Genomic DNA, 16,610 nt, shown 5'->3' with positions numbered 1-16,610 from the left:
AATTCATGCATGTTCAATCAACAGGTTGAGCGGAAAATCCGACAGCACATCGCTCAGCATCAGCTCCCTAGAAGGGCTGACAGCGGTGTGTGCGAAAAGTCCCTTGCAAGTGGCAGGCGACAAGGCAAACGGCAAAATCAGCCGGGTATCGTCCCAGTTCTGTGCCGGGATAAGGGGTATCGGGGCTGCGCCCAGCAAGGTGCTTGCCAGCCTCGGCACGATGACGATGGCACGCTCGCCCTCACCGAGGCGGGCGAAGGCCAGCACCTTGTCGGCGTGGCGACCCTGGGCGTTGAGCGGCAGGTAGGCACCGCGCAGGAACAGCTCGGGATGCGCTCGGCGCAGGTCCAGCACGCGGGCGATCAAGGCCTGCTTGATGCGCCCGTCGCGCCAGTGTTCGAGCAGTTCGGCCTCGGGCAGGCTGGCGTCGAGGCTGGCGCGTCTTGCCGGGTAATCCACTGGGCGGCGGTTGTCCGGGTCGACCAGGCTCAAGTCCCAGTATTCGTTGCCCTGGTACAGGTCGGGCACGCCCGGAGTTGTCATGCGCAGCAGGCACTGGACCAGGCCGTTGAGGGCGCCCGGGCAGGCGATGCGGGCCACGGCGTCGGCGAGCGAGTGGCGCAGTTGCTGGTTTTCGCTGTCGAGCAAGAGGCCATCGAGGTAGCGGGCGCAGGTCTGTTCGTAGCGCTCGTTGGGGGCGGCCCAGCTGCTGCGCAGTTTGGCTTCGCGCAGGGCTTTCTGCTGCCACTGGCGCACACGTTCGGCAAAGTGCTCCAGGCCCTGCGGGTCATCACGGCTCAGCTCCAGCGGCCAGCTGGCGAGCAGGGTCTGGAACAGCAGCAACTCGTCGCCGGGGCTCGGTGCCAGGCCGTCTTCGAGGGTTTCACGCAGCGGCTCGGCCAGTTCGCGCCAGTGCTCGACGCGGCTGGCGAGCCACTGGCTGTGTTCACTGAGCACCGCCAGGCGCGCGCGACAGTCTTCGCCGCGCTTGTGGTCGTGGGTGGCAGTGGCCAGCAGGTTATCCGGGAAGTCGCGCAGGCGGCGCTGCGCTTCGTTGTGGAACTGCGCAGGTGTGGCGCTGAAACGCTCGGCCTCGAAGCCCACGTCGTTGCGCGAGAGCAGGCGTGCGCTGCGGTAGAACGCCGTGTCCTCGACCGCCTTGGCGGCGCTGGGTGCGGTCAGTTGCTGGAAGCGTACGCACGCGTGGCGCAGGTGTTTGCGCGCGCGCCCGACAGGCAACTGGCGCCAGGGCTGCCCGCCGAGCCAGCGCTCGAGGTGGTCGAGCAACGGCCAGTCGGCTTCGCTGAGCGACTGCCGGGCGCCTTCCAGGGCGCGCTGGAAGAACGCCTCATCCTGCTCAGGGCGGCCACAGGCATTGATGTAGGTGCGGTACACCGAATAGTGCTCGACCAGCGCCTGCAGGGCACGGCGGATTGCGCCGAGGGTGAGGTCGCGGGTCATCAGGTCGTCGCGGGCGACCTGCAACAGCGCCTGGGCCACTGACTCGCAGTCACCGGCCAGGCTGGCATTGAGCACCAGGCGTCTTGCGATGCGCACTTCCTCGTCGAACGCCGGGCGTTCGCTGACGTTGTGCCAGAGCTCGGTCAACGGTACTTCGCCGGCCGGGTCGTGTTGCAGCAGCGAGACCTGGTTCATGAACTCGTAGCCGGTGGTGCCGTCGGTGAGCCAATCCTGGTGCAGGTGCTCGTCGGTACCGAGGATCTTTTCCACGTAGATCGGGAAATGTTCGAGTGCCGCTTCTGGCGGACGCAGGGCCAGCAAGTGATCGACACGGCGGCGCAGGTTGCGGCAGTAGCGGCGAGGATCGGCCAGGCCGTCGATATGGTCGATGCGCAGGCCATCGACCAGGCCGCGCGCGATCAGCTCGAACAGCTTGGCGTGGGTCGCTTCGAACACCGTGGCCCGTTCCACGCGCAGGCCGCCCAGCTCGTTGATATCGAAAAAGCGCCGCCAGTTGATGTCGTCGGCAGCGGTGCGCCAACTGGCCAGGCGGTAGGTCTGGCGTTCGAGCAGCAGATGCAGGCGCTTGAAACCAGGCTCGCTGCGGCTGTCGAAGGCGGCCAGGGCCTGTTCAAGGTGGGCGCCGGTGCGTACCAGGCGGGCCAGTTCCGCGTGCAATGGCAGGGCCTCGGAAAGTGGGTCGGTGCAGTCGCTCAGGGCGCTGAAACGCGTGGCTAGCGCCTGCAATGAAGGATCATCGCTGTGGTTGAGAATCCGCCCGTAATCCAGCGGACAGATCGGGAAGCGGTGCTCGTAGTGCTCAATCTGCAGCAACCCGTGCTCAGTGTCGAAGGTCAGCGGAATCTCGCCATTCTGCAGGGCGATACCGTAGTCGTTGCCCAGGAACGGCAGCAGCAACTGGCCGGCCAGCAGCGGGTCGCTGGAGTGCCACTGGATATCGAAGAATTCGGCGTAGGGGCTGCGCCGTCCCCAGGCCAGCAGGCTCTGCCACCAGGGGTTGTCGGCACCGCCCACGGCCATGTGGTTGGACACGGTGTCGAGGATCAGCCCCATGCCATGCTGGCGCAGCGCGGCCACCAGCCGCTGCAGCGCCGCTTCGCCGCCCAGCTCGGGATTGACCTGAGTCGGATCGACCACGTCGTAGCCGTGCCGGGAACCGGCGCGGGCCTTGAGTATGGGCGACGCGTACAGGTGGCTGATGCCCAACTGGGCGAAGTAGGGCACCAGTGGCACGGCATCGTCGAGGGTGAAGTCGCTGTGAAATTGCAGGCGCTGGGTGGCGGTCAAGGGTTTCATCGGTCGCGCTCCCAAGCTTGTTCGCGCGCCTGCGCCAGCAGTTCCAGGCGGCGTGCGGCATCTTCGTCGTCGAGCAGTTCGGTAACCGGCAGGGCGAAGCGTCGGCGCCAGTTGGGGTGGCCGTCGGTGGTGCCGGGCAGGTTGGGTTGTTCGTCGCTGCCGAGCAGGTCTTCGAGCGGGACCAGCACGAGCGGTGCGCGGGTGTGGCCGACATAACGGATGGCGGTGTCGATCAAGGCGTCGTTATCCTTCAAAGGGCCATAGTTCGCTTCCAGGCTGCGGCGCAGGCCGTGAATCTCCTGCTCGCGCTCATGCCGCCAGTGCAGTTCGGTGGCGGCGTCGATCAGTTGCAGGCGGTGGTTCCAGTCGATGTCGCGTGCTCGCAGCCAGCCGGCCAGCGGGGCGAGGTCGTGGGTGCCGGTGGTGGCCAGGGCGGTATCGGGCCAGTCGAGGATCGGCTTGAAGTGGCCGGGCGAGGTCTGCTCGAACGGCAGCACGCGCATGCCCAGCACACCCTTGTCTGCCAGTTGCTCACGCAGCCCGGACGGTACGGTGCCGAGGTCTTCGCCGAGGATCACGGCCTGATGACGTGCCGACTCGAGTGCCAGCAGGCGCAGCAGGTCTTCGACGGGGTAGTTCAGGTACGCGCCTTCGCTCGGCTTGGCACCGCGCGGGATCAGCCACAGGCGGCGCAGCCCCATCACGTGATCGATGCGCAGGCCGCCGGCGTGGGCGAGGTTGGCCCGCAGCATTTCGATGAAGGCACGGTAGCCGTTGCGCTTGAGGCCCTCGGGCGAGAAGGCGCAGATGCCCCAGTCCTGGCCGGAGCGGTTGAGGATGTCGGGCGGCGCGCCGACCTTGAGTTCGGCCAGCAGTTCGTCCTGGCGGCTCCAGGCCTGGCTACCGGCACCGTCGGCACCCACCGCCAGGTCAGCGATCAAGCCGATGCCCATGCCATTGGTGCGCGCGGCCTCCTGGGCGCGTTGCAGACTGCGCTCGGTGAGCCATTGGCAGAAGGCATGAAACTCCACCCGCGCCGGATAGGCCGCCGCCATGGCCTGCACTTCCGGCTCCTCGGGGCTGCGCCAGGCGTCTGGCCATGCGCGCCAGTCGGCACCCAGGCCTTGCTCCACGGCTTCGGCCTGCAGCACTTCGAAATGGCAATGGTGCTCCAGGGCTTGGCCAGCGGACTGGCGAAAGCTGTCGAAGTCCGGGCGCAGGGGATGTTCGCTCTGGCTGAAATCTGCATACAGCGCCTTGAGCAGCTTGTGCCGCACATCGGCCGCGCGCGGCCAGTCGACCAGCGACGTCTGCTCCAGGTCTTCGAGGCTCTGGGTCAGGCCCGCAGCCTTGGCCGCCATGCGCACCTCGCGCTCGCCGAGCAGTACCGAGGGGCTGGCGTAGAGCGTGTTGAGCAACAGGCGGCTGGACGGTGAATAGGGGCTGAAGTGCTGTTGGTCATACATCGAAAGCGCATGGATCGGGCTGATCGCCAGCGCATCGGCGCCTCGCTCTGCCGCGCTGCGCGCCAGTTGCTCCAGGGCCAGGCAGTCGCCATAGCCACCGTCGCCAGGGCGGCGCAGGCTGTAGAGTTGCACGGCCAGGCCCCAGCGACGTGGCGGGGATTGCTCGCTTATGTCTTGCAGGCTGTGGCAACGCGGCGGCGCGACGGCGATGGTGACCTGTCGGTCATCGATTTCCAGCCGGTGGTAGCCGATAGGCAGTTCGCCGGGCAGCTGTGCCAGTGGGTCGAGGGTCAGCGCGTGCACGCTGCCGTCTTCCTGGGTGCAACGTACCTGGCTGTTCGGGCTGAACCAGCGTGCCAGGGCCAGCGGCTGGCCGAGGTCGGAAGTGAGCAGCGGCGGCAGGTGCTCGCTGTCGTCGAGCTGCTCCAGGGCGGCCAGGCTGCGCGCGATGGCAGCGTCATCCTCGGCCGGATGGCCAAGCCCTTGCAGAACCCGGCGCAGAGCCTCGTCAGATACCTGCTGGGGACGATCGTTGGCGTCTATCCAGTCGCGGGAAAGGCCCGCGCGGGCGGCGAGACGGTGCAGGGGCGTTTCGCTCATGGCGTCTCCAGGAGAGAGGGAAGCAGGCTGACCACGCAGCTGTACGCGGCCAGGGTGGAGTCCGGATGGGCGTTGTCACTGCTGTCGAACAGGCGTGTATCCATGCCTGGCAAAGTAATGGGCTGCGCAGATGCGCCAAGGTTCAAATCGATGCGCAACTCGCAGCCGTCGCCCAGTCGCCAGCGGGCGCTGAGGGCTTTGTCGCCGAGCACTTCGACGCCCAGTGCGCGGCTGCCCACCAGGCGCGGGACGATCTCGCGATGGCGGATGTGCAGCAGTTGGTGATAGAGGCCGTGCCAGCCAGCGAGCACGTGTGTGTTGACCGGGCGTGAGGCTTCGAAGGTTTGCAGGGCGTTGGGGTCAGGTATGTGCGCGCGCTTCTCGTGGTCGGCGAAGGCTGCGAAGTGGGCGAACTCGCCGCGCCGACCTTCGCGCACGGCATCGGCCAGTTCATCGTGGAAATCGGTGAAGAACAGGAACGGCTGGCAACTGCCTTCTTCGTCACCCATGAACAGTAGCGGGATCATTGGCGCCAACAGCAGCAGGCCGGTGGCGGCCCGCAACGCCTGGGGCGGACACAGCCGACCGAGACGCTCGCCCAGGGCGCGGTTGCCGATCTGGTCGTGGTTCTGCAAGAACAGTACGAAGGCACTCGGTGGCAGGTGAGCGCTGGGCTCGCCACGGGGTGTGCCATGGCGGTTGGGCTCGCCCTGAAACACGAAGCCTTCGCTCAGGCACCGGGCCAGTTGCTCAATCGGGCGGTCCTTGTAGTCGGCGTAGTAGCCTTCGGTCTCGCCCGTGAGCAGCACGTGCAGGGCGTTGTGGCCGTCATCGTTCCACTGCGCGTCGAAGCCTTGTTCGAGCAGCGCCGCTTGGTTGTGTTCGTTCTCCAGTACCAGCCACACTTCGCGGCCCGGCTCGACAGCGGCGCGTACGCGGCGGGCCAGTTCGACGAGAAAGTCCGGTTGGTCGATGGCGTGCACGGCGTCCAGGCGCAGGCCATCGAAGCGGTAGTCGCACAGCCACATCAGGGCGTTCTGGATGAAGAACTCGCGCACTTCTGCACGGCGAAAGTCGATGGCGGCGCCCCAGGGCGTCTGACGGTCTGCGCGGAAGAACCGGCTGGCGTACTGCGGCAGGTAATTGCCGTCAGGGCCAAAGTGGTTGTAGACCACATCCAGCATCACCATCAGCCCGTGGCCATGGGCCTGGTCAATGAGTGCGCACAATTGCTCCGGGCTGCCGTAGACATTGTGTGGGGCGAAGGGCAGGGCACCGTCGTAGCCCCAGTTACGCTCGCCCGGGAACTGGTTGATCGGCATCAGCTCGATGGCGGTGATGCCCAGTTCCGCCAGGCGTGGCAGGTGCTGGGAAACGCCGCCATAGCCGCCAAGCAGGCCTACATGCAGTTCCTGGATCACCGCCTCGTGCCATGGGCGGCCTCGCCAGGGGTGCTTCCAGCCGTAACGCTGGGGATCGACGACTTCACTGGGGCCGTGCACGCCGTCAGGCTGGTAGCGCGACGCCGGGTCGGCCACCTGCAGGTGGCCGTCGATCCTGAAATGGTAGCGATCACCCGCCTGGCAGGGGGCGATGCCGATAAACCAGCCATCCTCTTCGGGCAGCAGCTCGACAGACGGCTGCCGCTCGATTTCCACGCTCACGTTGCGCGCATCCGGCGCCCAGAGGGCGAAGCGCGTCGACGTGGCGTCCAGTTGCTGTGCGCCATGCCTGTGCATCTTCGTAGCCCTCGTTCAGTAGTGGCGGCTGCGTGCCTGGCAGACCAGTTCCTCATAAAGGCGAGCGTAGGGTTCCACCGCCTGGCACCAGTTGAAGGGTTGAGTCATCGACAGGCACCGCATGGCGTTGAGCAGATCTTTCTTGCCGTGTACGTAGAAGGCGCGGTTCAGGGCTTCGCGGTAGCTCTCGGGGCTCGATTCGTTGAACAGGAAACCCGTGACGCCATCTTCGATGGTGTCGGCCAGACCGCCGGTGTTGCGCGCCACCGGCAGTGAGCCGAAACGCTGTGCGTACATCTGGCTCAAGCCGCACGGCTCGTAGCGCGAGGGCATCAGCAGAAAATCGCTGCCGGCGAACATGCGCCGCGCATCGGTTTCATTGAAGCCGATGCGCACGCCGATGCGGCCCGGATGGCGCAGGGCCAGATCGCGCATGGCCTGTTCTTCCTCCGGCTCGCCACGGCCGATGATCGCGATTTGCCCGCCCTGGCGGACGATGTCGTCGGCCACGCTCAGCGTCAGGTCCAGGCCTTTCTGATAGACCAGGCGCGAGACCACGGCGAACAGGGGCCCTTCGGACGGCTCCAGGCCGAACAGCTCGCGGACCTGCTCGGCATTGCGTGCCTTGCCTTCCCAGTCGTTGATGCTGAAGTTGTGCACCAGGTGCGAGTCGGTGGCCGAATCCCAGCTCTCGTCGATGCCATTGGGGATGCCGCCCAGCAGGCCTTGCTGGGCCTTGCTTGCAAGAAAACCGTCGAGGCCGCAGCCGAACTCGGGCGTGGTGATCTCCCGCGCGTAGGTGGCACTGACCGTGGTGATGTGGCTCGAGTAGGCAAGCCCGGCCTTGAGGAATGACAGCTTGCCGTAGAATTCCATGCCTTCCTGCTGCATGGCATGGTCGGGAATGGCCAGCTCCGGGCTGCAGCCTCGGCTGTAGACACCCTGGTACGCGAGGTTGTGGATGGTGAACAAGGTCGGCGTATTCAGACCGCGCCAGTGCATGTAGGCAGGTGCCAGACCGGCTGGCCAGTCATGGGCGTGCACCAGATCGGGGCGCCAGTGCGCCATTGCGTCGCCTGCGGCGATCTCTGCGGCGGCCAGGCCCAGGCGGGCGAAACGGATATGGTTGTCGGGCCAGTCACGGCCATTGTTGGCACCGTATGGGGTGCCTTCGCGCTCGTACAACTCGGGGCAGATCAGCACGTAGATGACCAGGCCATCCGGCAGGTCCATGCGCCCGATCTTGCATGGCGGAAGCGCAGCATGGCCACCGATTTCGCCGACGATGTGAATGGGGTTGTCGCTGTCGACCACCTGCGGATAACCCGGAATCAAGACCCGCACATCGTGCAGGTGTGACAGCGCCCTGGGCAGGGCTGCGGAGACATCGCCCAGGCCGCCGGTCTTGACCAGGTCGGCGATTTCGGAGGTGACGAACAGCACCTTGCGCTTGTGCGGATTATTGCGGCGCGTGGTAGCGGGTGCCTTGCCTGCCGTGGCGAAGCCAGGTGCAACAGGCTCGCGATTTTCCAGGTTGAATGATTCTGCGTGAGGCTCGACAGCGGCACTGATCATACTTCTCTCCGTCCCTTGTTCATGCGGGTGGTGGCACCCGTTATGTTTATCTCGTATCTGTTCTCGCTTTGGCTTTCAGCATCTTCGTAGTGCATTCCTTGCCCCATGGTCGTGCGCGCAGGCACAGCGCGAGCGGCATTCCGGCCGAACAGGCGCCTGGACAGTGTGGGGTGGGCGGGCTGACGCGTGAGGAAGTCCCTTTGCGTGGCCTACTTACTTCCTGACCTACCCGTGTTTTGGAAAGTTCGACTTGATTGCGTCACTGGTTTCGGAGCAAAACACGGGCCGAATCGTCAGTGTAGGGGACGAAAGGTAGGAAGGATGACCCGCTGGTCACAATTTGCATGACCGTTGATCCGCGCAAACGTTGGCGCATTAGAGCTGCGGCGCCGGCGCGTTTGCCGGCTTGGGGGGCTCGCGATCCAGGTGGCCTGAGACAGACCTTATAGAGAGGCGGCTGCCATTGAAGGCATTTTTCGCTATGAGGGGGGGGCAGGGCGCCGCGCACGCAGAGCGCGGCGCGGCGAAAAGATCAGAGGCCGGCAGCCTTGCTGCCCAGGCGGGCCTGTTCGAGCAACAGGTTCAGTTCGGCCACCTGCTGGCGCAGTTGATCGCGCTCGTCCTTCAATTGGCGCAATTCGTCGCGGCGCACAGTGACATAGAGGGTCTGGGGGGGAGTAGCAGGCATGTAGGTACCCAAGAGAACACCTCGCAGTTTGGCTGGTGACAGTAACAAGCGTAGACGCTTCGTGCGGCGCGCATTCTGAATTCTTTCCCTGTCCTTGGGAACTTTTTTGTTTATGGTGGTCACGCCGTTCGTCGGTGAACCCTCGTGCGGTACGCTGGACTAACCTGAACACCTGAATCGCGTTCGTCATCCATTTTCGCAAGGGGAGCATCGGCACATGCAACTGGGAATCGTCGGGCTGGGCCGCATGGGCGGCAATATCGCAAGACGGCTGATGCGCGCAGGCCACCAGACCGTGGTACACGATCGCAACCGTGACGCCGTCAGCGCTCTGAGCAGCGACGGCGCCCTGGGCGCCCATGACCTCGGCGCGCTGGTACAGAAACTCAAGGCGCCTAGGGCGGTGTGGGTCATGCTGCCGGCGGGCGACCCTACCGAGCAGACCATCACCCAGCTCGCCGAGCTGCTCGAGCCAGGCGATGCGATCATCGATGGCGGCAACACCTTCTACAAGGATGACATGCGCCGCGCCGCCCAGCTGTCAACGCGTGGCCTGCATTATCTGGACGTAGGCACGTCCGGTGGTGTCTGGGGCCTGGAGCGGGGCTATTGCATGATGATCGGCGGCGAAAAGGACGTGTTCGAACGGCTGGAACCGCTGTTCAAGGCGCTGGCGCCGGGCGTGGGTGACATTGCGCGCACCCAGGGCCGCACGGGTGAGCATGGGCGTGCCGAGCATGGCTACATTCACGCCGGCCCGCCCGGTGCCGGGCACTATGTGAAGATGGTGCACAACGGTATCGAGTACGGCTTGATGCAGGCTTATGCCGAAGGTTTCGACCTGCTGCGCAGCAAGGGCGGTACCGAGTTGCCCGAGGACCAGCGTTTCGACCTGAACGTGGCGGAGATCGCCGAAGTCTGGCGGCGTGGCAGTGTGGTCACTTCGTGGCTGCTCGACCTCACCGCCGATGCGCTGGTCGCCGATCCGCAACTGGCCCAGTTCAGCGGTTCGGTGTCCGACAGTGGTGAAGGGCGCTGGACCATCGATGCTGCAGTCGAGCAGGCGGTACCGGTGCCGGTGTTGTCCAGCGCGTTGTTTGCCCGTTTCCGCTCACGCCAGCAGCAAGGCACCTTCGGCGACAAGGTGCTGTCTGCCATGCGCCTGGGCTTCGGTGGCCATGTCGAGAAGAAGGGTTCATGAGCAAACAGACGATTCCCGCCGCGCCGCCTTGCACGCTGTTCCTGTTCGGCGCCAATGGCGACCTGGTCAAGCGTCTGCTGATGCCGGCGCTGTACAACCTCAGCCGTGACGGTTTGCTGGACCGCAACCTGCGTATTGTCGGGGTCGATCATAACCAGGCCAGTGCCGAGCAGTTCGCCGAGCGCCTGCACGACTTCATGATCGAGCGCGACAAGGGCGGCGAGGGCGCAGGCAAGTGTCTGGACGAAGGGCTGTGGTCGCGCCTGGCCAAGCGCCTGGACTACCAGACCGGCGACTTCCTGGACCCTGCGACCTATGCCGAGATCGGCAAGCGCATCGCCAAGACCCGTCACGGCAACGCCATCTTCTACCTGGCCACTTCGCCGCGTTTCTTTCCTGAGGTGGCCCAGCGCCTGGGCGAGGCGGGCTTGCTCGACGAGTCTGCGGGCGGCTTTCGCCGGGTGGTGGTGGAAAAGCCATTCGGTACCGATCTTGCCAGCGCCGAGGCGCTCAACGCTTGCCTGCTCAAGGTGATGAGCGAGCGGCAGATCTATCGCATCGACCATTACCTGGGCAAGGAAACGGTGCAGAACATTCTGGTCAGCCGCTTCTCCAATGGCCTGTTCGAATCGTTCTGGAACAATCACTACATCGACCACGTGCAGATCACCGCCGCCGAGACCGTCGGGGTCGAGACGCGTGGCGCGTTCTACGACAATACCGGTGCCTTGCGTGACATGGTGCCCAACCACCTGTTCCAGTTGCTGGCGATGGTCGCCATGGAGCCACCGGCGGCCTTCGGCGCTGACGCTGTCAGGGGCGAGAAAGCCAAGGTGATCGGTGCCATCCGCCCATGGTCGCAGAAAATGGCGCTGAAGAGCTCGGTGCGGGGGCAGTACGTGGCGGGCAAGCAGGGCCGCAAGCGGCTGGCCGGTTATCGCCAGGAGCACAATGTCGACGCGCACAGCAGCACCGAAACCTACGTCGCGCTGAAGGTGATGATCGACAACTGGCGCTGGGCGGGCGTGCCGTTCTACCTGCGCACCGGCAAGCGCATGAGCGTGCGCGACACCGAAATCGCCATCTGCTTCAAGCCTGCGCCTTACGCGCAGTTTCGCGAGTCGGAGCTGGAGCGGCCCAAGCCCAACTACCTGAAGATTCAGATTCAGCCCAATGAAGGCATGTGGTTCGATCTACAGGCCAAACGCCCCGGGCCTGAACTGGTGATGGAGAACGTCGAGCTGGGTTTTGCCTACAAGGACTTCTTCAAGATGACCCCGGCGACCGGTTACGAAACCTTGATCTACGACTGCCTGACCGGAGACCAGACGTTGTTCCAGCGGGCCGACAATATCGAGAATGGTTGGCGTGCGGTACAGCCTTTCCTCGACGCCTGGGCCAGTGGTGGCGAAGTGCACGAGTACGAGGCGGGGGAGGATGGGCCCGAGGCCGGCAATGAATTGCTGAGCCGGGACAAGCGCGAGTGGCACCGTCTGGGCTGAAAGACGGCTGAGTAGAGGCCAGCCCAATCCCTGTGGGAGCGGGCTGGCCTTTAGATTTTGAACAAGACAGTCGCTCCTGCAGGGCAGTTGCTCCTGCAGGCGTGCGTCAATCAGTGGCGACGGTGCTTCTTGTTCTTGTCGCCCAGGTGGTTGCCGATCGCACCACCGGCCGCGCCGCCAAGGCCTGCGCCGATGGTCGAACCGTTGCTGCCGCCCAGTTTGGCGCCCACCAGCGAGCCGCCGGCCGAACCCAGGCCACCGCCGATGGCCGCTTCGGTGCGGTTGCCCTTGCGTGCGCCAACGGCGCTGCCGGCTGCGCCACCCAGGCCTGCGCCGATGGCGGCGCCCGTGCTGCCGCCGATCTGCTTGCCGACGACGTTGCCCAAGGCGCCACCCAGGCCGCCACCAATGGCTGCGGTACCGTCACCGGCGAACGCTCCCTGGCACAGCAGCAGGCCCAGGGCGAGGGAAGGCAGAGTCAGACGCATGATTTCATGAACCTCGAAGGAATCATCAGGATTGGATGCCGCAGGCGTGCGGCGGACAGGGATTGGAGAGACGCTTCAGCGGTAATAACGGTCACGGTAGCGGCGATCGTCGTCATCGCGATCATCGCGGTGATGATGACGGTGACGATCGCGGTCGCCGTCACGCCAGCCATCGTCATCATGGTGACGATGGCTGTGGCAACCGGCGAGCAGCACGACAGCGGCGATCAGCGAAAAACTGGCAAGGCGTGGCATGGCGATGGAAATCCTTGATCCGAAACGGTTTTCGGGACAACTGCTGAGACCGGTGAGGATTCATTTGGTTTCAAAGTGGCACAAAATATTACCGCGCCAGGGATAGGCGGCGTGTCTGCGGGCTGCTGTTCTGTCCCGTTGGGTCATGGTCGCGGGCCTGCACGGCTCCTAGACTGTCAGGCAGGCCGCGATCAAGACGGCCATCTGCCACACGGTGAATCATGATGATCGCCCATACTCCTACGCTGTTCGCTGCGGTCGCGCTGGTGGCGACGATCCTGGCTTTCTGTCTGTTGCTGGTCGGGCAGTTCAATCGAGGCGACAACCTGCTGCTGACCGGCTGTGGACTGTTGGCCCATGCCCTGGCCTATGTCTGTTACACGTTGTTCGGCCATGCGCCTCTGTGGGTGAGCTATGTCTTGGCCAACAGCCTGCTGTCATTGGCGTTGGCGTTCTATTCGGCGAGCCTGTTCCGGGTGCGTGAGCGCCCCGTGCCGTGGCGGCCGATCTTCGCCATTCCGCTGTTGATGCTGCTGGGCTTGATCTCGCTGCTCGAGACGGTGGAGCCGCGCATGCTGCTGGCGGCCCTGGTGCTGATGTTGCAATGCGTGTTGATTCTCTACTGGGCCCGTCAACGGGCCCTGCACAAGGGCCGGGCACACCTGCTGCTGGTGATCGGTGCCGGCATCAGCCTGGTGGGGCTGGGCATGCGGGTGGTGGCTGTGCTGGCGGGTACGGCGCAGGAGATGCGCTATGACACCAGCAACCTCAAGCAGACGGTGTCCGTAGCGATCGGCACGGCCACGGTGATGATGTATTCCATTGGCCTGGTGTTGATGGCCAAGGAGCGCAGCGAATCGCGCTTGCAGCACCTGGCCGGACACGATGTGCTGACCGGCACGGGCAATCGGCGCGCCATCCTCGAACGCTTCGAGTTCGAGCTGCAGCAGGCGCGCGCGGCGCAGTACAGCTTGGCTGTGGCGATGATCGATATTGACCATTTCAAGCGTATCAACGATGTGCACGGCCATCTGGCGGGGGACGAGGTTCTTTGCCACTGCGTGCGCCAGTTGCAGCAGCGGCTGCGCGAAGGCGACAGCCTGGGGCGCTACGGCGGCGAGGAATTCCTGCTGTTGTTGCCGCGAACCGAGGGGGAAGGCGCCCTGGCGGCGCTGAACGGCCTGCGCGAAGCCATGGCGAGGAACCCGGCGCGCTTCGCCGGGCTGGAGATCGAGCTGTGCTTCAGCGTCGGGCTCTGGTGCGGTGTGCCGGGGGAGGATGACACCCCGGCACGGCTGATCGCCAAGGCCGACGCCGCCTTGTACCTGGCCAAGGCTGGCGGGCGCAATGCGGTGCGGCTGGCGGCTTGATCCTTCGTGCGCCCGGCAGCTTACTGGCTGAACGCGCCGTCGAACGACGTGTCGATGATCGCGCGAGTGTCCAGGGGCTTGGGCAGCGTGCCGGTCTGCACAAGGAAGTCGGCAGTATCCTGGTAGTCCTTCGCCGCCTGCGCATCGACCGGGCCCACGCTCATGTCGGCCTGACCAATCCAGTGACGCGAGACGCTCTGGTCGAGGTTGGCTTTCTTGGCCCAGAGGTCGGCATAGGCTTCCTTGTGCTCACCGACCCAGGCCCGGGCTTTTTGCAGGCGGCCCAGGAAGTCTTCGATGGCGGCGTGCTTGCTGTCGATCGAATCGTTGCGCGCCGCGATGCTGCTCAGGCCAGGCATCAGGCCCTGGGCGGTGACCAGCTTGCGCGCGCCGGAGAACACGATCTGTTGCGAGATGTAGGGTTCCCATACCGGGAAGGCATCGATGCTGCCCTGCGGCAGCGCGGCGGCGGCATCGATAGGCATCAGTTTGACGAACTCGACGTAGTCATGCGACAGGCCGGCCTTGTCCAGTGCGCGCAAGGTCAACTGCTGGCTCCAGGCGCCGGGCCAGTAGGCGACCTTCTTGCCCTTGAGGTCGGCAATGGTCTTGGCGGGGGAGTCCTTGGGCACCAGCAGGGCGATGGTGTCGAGGTTCTGCCGTGAGACGCCGATCAGCTTGACGGGCGCCCCTTTGGCAGCCAGGAACAGAAAGCCCGAGTCACCGAGAAAACCGATGTCCAGGCCACCGGCCTCCAGCCCTTCGGCCACCGGTGCGGCCGACTGGAAGTGCTTGAACTCGACCTTGTAGGGCGCATCCTTGAGTGCCCCGGAGGCTTCCAGCGATGCGCGCACGTTGTAGTAGTTCTGGTCGCCGATGCGCAGGGTGACCTGCTCGGCGGCGATGGCCTGCGTCAGCGGGGTGCCAAGGAACAGGCCGGCGAGGGTGACTCGGATCAGGTGGGACAGTTTCATGGGGTTTCCTCAGCTGGCCTGGCGCGTGTCCAGGCGTTCGATCTGGTGATGGATGGCGGGGATCAGGGTCTTGCCGTATTCGATGGTGTCGTTCAATGGGTCGAAGCCGCGGATCAGGAAAGTCGACACGCCGAGCTTGTAGTACTCGCCCAACGCCTGGGCGACCTGCTCGGGGGTGCCGACCAGCGCGGTGGAGTTCCAGCGCGCACCAGTCAGACGGGCAACGCCCATCCACAGGCGTTGATCGAGCACTTCGCCCTGTTGCGCAGCGGCCAGCAGACGCTGCGACCCGACGTTCTCGGGCTGGTGGTCGTGCAGCGGCAAACCGAGTTTCTGGCGTGCATCGCGGACCTGCTCGAGGATCTCGGCGGCGCGCTGCCAGGCGGCCTCCTCGGTATCGGCGACGATGGGGCGGAACGACACCGAGAAGCGCGGGGCGCGCTGTTGCACAGCGGCGGCCTGGCGGACCTTGGCGATATGCTCGGCGACGGCGGCCAGGGGTTCGCCCCAGAGCATGTAGGTGTCGGCATGTTGCGCTGCGACCCGCACCGCGGCATCCGATGAACCACTGAAGTAGATCGGGATATGCGGGCGCTGCACAGTCCGTACGGCGGGCGAGGCAGCGTTGAAACGGTAGAAGTCGCCGGCGAAGTCCACCGGATGTTCGGCGGTCCAGATTGCCTTCAGGGCATCGAGGTATTCGCCGGTGCGCGCATAGCGGTGATCGTGGTCGAGAAAATCGCCATCGCGCTGCAGGTCCTGGTCATTGCCACCGCTGACCACGTTCAGCGCCAGACGGCCCTTGCTGAACTGGTCGAGGGTCGCCAGTTGCCGCGCTGCCAGGGGCGGGCTGATCACCCCTGGGCGGTACGCGAGCAGGATACCCAGGCGTTCGGTGGCAGCGACGGCGAACGAACTGACCACTGCGCCTTCCGGCCCGTTGGAGAAATAGCCGACCAGGATGCGGTCGAAACCGGCCGCCTCATGGGCTTGGGCGAAGCGACGCACGTAGTCCGGATCGACCGCATCTCCCGTGGGCTGGTCGACCTCCGAGCCGGGCGAGGCGGTGATCATGCCGAGGATTTCGACGCTCATTGCTGGGTTCCTTTGCTGGGACAAGGTTGCCTGGCGTTGAGCGGTTTAGAAGAAAACGAGCTGGCCGGGCTTCTTCTTAGAATCTAACGGCCAGCCGTAAATGATGGAAATTCATTTTTTGCATATTCTAATATGCAAAATAATTTTATTGCTCGCTCAGGGCGTTCCGTTTCTGCCGTGCAGTCGATAGCCTTCCCGCTCGCTCAGGCGCGCGTAGTAGTCAGCCACTGCAGGCAGGTGCGGGTGCTCGAACGGTGTCTCGAACCAGCGGTTTACCGACAACCCGATTGGAATGTCTGCCAGGGAGAACGCCTTGCCGGCAACGTAGGCGCCAGTCTTTGCCAACTGTTGGTCGAGGATCTGCATATGTCGCGACCATTCGCTGATGCTGGCATTGAGCGCCTGTTCATCCTGATGCGCAGCTGACTGCCTGACCAGCGCCATGAAGGCGTAGCTCCAGGAGCGATTGAGATCGCTGGCCTGCCAGTCGATCCATTGATCGACACGCGCTCTAGCCACCGCGTCGGCCGGGTATATCCCTGCCGCTTGCCCATAGCGGTTGGCGAGATAGCGGATGATGGTATTGGACTCCCACAGCGTAAGGTCGCCGTCCTGGATTACCGGGACCATGGCATTGGGGTTCAGGGCCAGGAATTCAGCGGTTTGGGTGGGCTGGAAACCTGAACCCCAGTCTTCGCGGTGGAATGGAAGGTCGATTTCGGCGCAAGTCCACAGCACCTTGCGCACGTTGATGGAACTCGCCTTACCCAATATTCGCAGCATGTCATCATCCTTTTTGCTAAGCAGCCGAAACAGCGGTGTGCTGTAGCGTCCAAGCGTATCTGTAAAAGCCCTGCCTGAGGTCATGGAACTGAAACC

The 16,610-nt window shown here is 64.6% G+C and carries 13 protein-coding genes; 3 read left to right on the top strand and 10 right to left on the bottom strand.

Going from position 1 to position 16,610, the window contains the following annotated elements; all coding sequences use genetic code 11:
• Nucleotides 1-3: 3 nt before the first annotated feature.
• The 5 genes from APH44_RS09055 to APH44_RS30060 form a co-directional block, all read right to left on the bottom strand.
• A complete protein-coding gene (locus tag APH44_RS09055) occupies nt 4-2,778 on the bottom strand; it encodes a malto-oligosyltrehalose synthase (protein WP_054892357.1) in 2,775 nt (924 codons plus the stop codon).
• Nucleotides 2,775-4,844 carry a 4-alpha-glucanotransferase gene (gene malQ / locus APH44_RS09050; RefSeq protein WP_054892356.1) on the bottom strand — a complete coding sequence of 690 codons (2,070 nt, stop codon included), beginning with the start codon at nt 4,842-4,844 and terminating at the stop codon, nt 2,775-2,777. Before malQ ends, APH44_RS09055 begins: the two co-directional genes overlap by 4 nt.
• Nucleotides 4,841-6,583, bottom strand: a complete 1,743-nt coding sequence (gene treZ, locus APH44_RS09045) for a malto-oligosyltrehalose trehalohydrolase (RefSeq protein WP_054892355.1) — start codon at nt 6,581-6,583, stop codon at nt 4,841-4,843. The genes malQ and treZ overlap by 4 nt, the downstream gene beginning before the upstream one ends.
• 15 nt (nt 6,584-6,598) lie before the next feature.
• Nucleotides 6,599-8,158 carry a glycogen synthase GlgA gene (gene glgA, locus APH44_RS09040; RefSeq protein ID WP_054892354.1) on the bottom strand — a complete coding sequence of 520 codons (1,560 nt, stop codon included), beginning with the start codon at nt 8,156-8,158 and terminating at the stop codon, nt 6,599-6,601.
• Nucleotides 8,159-8,690: 532 nt separating this feature from the next.
• Nucleotides 8,691-8,858, bottom strand: coding sequence for a DUF6026 family protein (locus tag APH44_RS30060; RefSeq protein WP_226938273.1), 168 nt, complete (start codon nt 8,856-8,858; stop codon nt 8,691-8,693).
• Nucleotides 8,859-9,018: 160 nt separating this feature from the next.
• Here APH44_RS30060 and gnd point away from each other — a divergent pair, with 160 nt between their 5' ends.
• Together gnd and zwf are read left to right on the top strand one after the other, a co-directional pair.
• Nucleotides 9,019-10,047: a phosphogluconate dehydrogenase (NAD(+)-dependent, decarboxylating) gene (gene gnd, locus APH44_RS09035; protein WP_256216585.1), complete on the top strand. Its 1,029-nt coding sequence runs from the start codon at nt 9,019-9,021 to the stop codon at nt 10,045-10,047.
• Complete coding sequence (gene zwf / locus APH44_RS09030; RefSeq protein ID WP_054892352.1) at nt 10,044-11,549, top strand: glucose-6-phosphate dehydrogenase; 1,506 nt, start codon at nt 10,044-10,046, stop codon at nt 11,547-11,549. The genes gnd and zwf overlap by 4 nt, the downstream gene beginning before the upstream one ends.
• 110 nt (nt 11,550-11,659) lie before the next feature.
• Here the strand turns inward: zwf and APH44_RS09025 are convergent, their stop codons facing one another.
• Both APH44_RS09025 and APH44_RS09020 read right to left on the bottom strand, forming a co-directional pair.
• Nucleotides 11,660-12,037: a glycine zipper domain-containing protein gene (locus APH44_RS09025; protein ID WP_054892351.1), complete on the bottom strand. Its 378-nt coding sequence runs from the start codon at nt 12,035-12,037 to the stop codon at nt 11,660-11,662.
• 75 nt (nt 12,038-12,112) lie between these two features.
• Nucleotides 12,113-12,292 carry a hypothetical protein gene (locus APH44_RS09020; protein ID WP_054892350.1) on the bottom strand — a complete coding sequence of 60 codons (180 nt, stop codon included), beginning with the start codon at nt 12,290-12,292 and terminating at the stop codon, nt 12,113-12,115.
• Between the two features lie 224 nt (nt 12,293-12,516).
• Here APH44_RS09020 and APH44_RS09015 point away from each other — a divergent pair, with 224 nt between their 5' ends.
• Nucleotides 12,517-13,662: a GGDEF domain-containing protein gene (locus tag APH44_RS09015; RefSeq protein WP_054892349.1), complete on the top strand. Its 1,146-nt coding sequence runs from the start codon at nt 12,517-12,519 to the stop codon at nt 13,660-13,662.
• Nucleotides 13,663-13,682: 20 nt separating this feature from the next.
• On the opposite strand, the gene APH44_RS09010 is transcribed toward APH44_RS09015, so the two are convergent.
• The 3 genes from APH44_RS09010 to APH44_RS09000 form a co-directional block, all read right to left on the bottom strand.
• Nucleotides 13,683-14,636: an ABC transporter substrate-binding protein gene (locus APH44_RS09010; RefSeq protein ID WP_054892348.1), complete on the bottom strand. Its 954-nt coding sequence runs from the start codon at nt 14,634-14,636 to the stop codon at nt 13,683-13,685.
• A gap of 9 nt (nt 14,637-14,645) precedes the next feature.
• On the bottom strand, nt 14,646-15,710 hold the full coding sequence (locus tag APH44_RS09005; RefSeq protein WP_125931740.1) for an LLM class flavin-dependent oxidoreductase: 1,065 nt from the start codon (nt 15,708-15,710) through the stop codon (nt 14,646-14,648).
• Nucleotides 15,711-15,887: 177 nt separating this feature from the next.
• Nucleotides 15,888-16,514, bottom strand: coding sequence for a glutathione S-transferase family protein (locus tag APH44_RS09000; protein ID WP_054892346.1), 627 nt, complete (start codon nt 16,512-16,514; stop codon nt 15,888-15,890).
• Nucleotides 16,515-16,610: the final 96 nt, after the last annotated feature.

This window comes from Pseudomonas sp. NBRC 111143, from assembly GCF_001320965.1.
GTDB lineage: Bacteria > Pseudomonadota > Gammaproteobacteria > Pseudomonadales > Pseudomonadaceae > Aquipseudomonas > Aquipseudomonas machongensis.
The sequence above is the reverse complement of the archived record's forward strand: the minus strand, read 5'-3'. Positions and strand labels throughout refer to the sequence as shown.

Coding starts and splice junctions, on each gene's coding strand:
- APH44_RS09055 (WP_054892357.1), bottom strand. CDS start 2,778: ATGAAACCCTTGACCGCCACCCAGCGCCTGCAATTTCACAGCGACTTC.
- malQ (WP_054892356.1), bottom strand. CDS start 4,844: ATGAGCGAAACGCCCCTGCACCGTCTCGCCGCCCGCGCGGGCCTTTCC.
- treZ (WP_054892355.1), bottom strand. CDS start 6,583: ATGCACAGGCATGGCGCACAGCAACTGGACGCCACGTCGACGCGCTTC.
- glgA (WP_054892354.1), bottom strand. CDS start 8,158: ATGATCAGTGCCGCTGTCGAGCCTCACGCAGAATCATTCAACCTGGAA.
- zwf (WP_054892352.1), top strand. CDS start 10,044: ATGAGCAAACAGACGATTCCCGCCGCGCCGCCTTGCACGCTGTTCCTG.
- APH44_RS09025 (WP_054892351.1), bottom strand. CDS start 12,037: ATGCGTCTGACTCTGCCTTCCCTCGCCCTGGGCCTGCTGCTGTGCCAG.
- APH44_RS09020 (WP_054892350.1), bottom strand. CDS start 12,292: ATGCCACGCCTTGCCAGTTTTTCGCTGATCGCCGCTGTCGTGCTGCTC.
- APH44_RS09015 (WP_054892349.1), top strand. CDS start 12,517: ATGATCGCCCATACTCCTACGCTGTTCGCTGCGGTCGCGCTGGTGGCG.
- APH44_RS09010 (WP_054892348.1), bottom strand. CDS start 14,636: ATGAAACTGTCCCACCTGATCCGAGTCACCCTCGCCGGCCTGTTCCTT.
- APH44_RS09005 (WP_125931740.1), bottom strand. CDS start 15,710: ATGATCACCGCCTCGCCCGGCTCGGAGGTCGACCAGCCCACGGGAGAT.
- APH44_RS09000 (WP_054892346.1), bottom strand. CDS start 16,514: ATGCTGCGAATATTGGGTAAGGCGAGTTCCATCAACGTGCGCAAGGTG.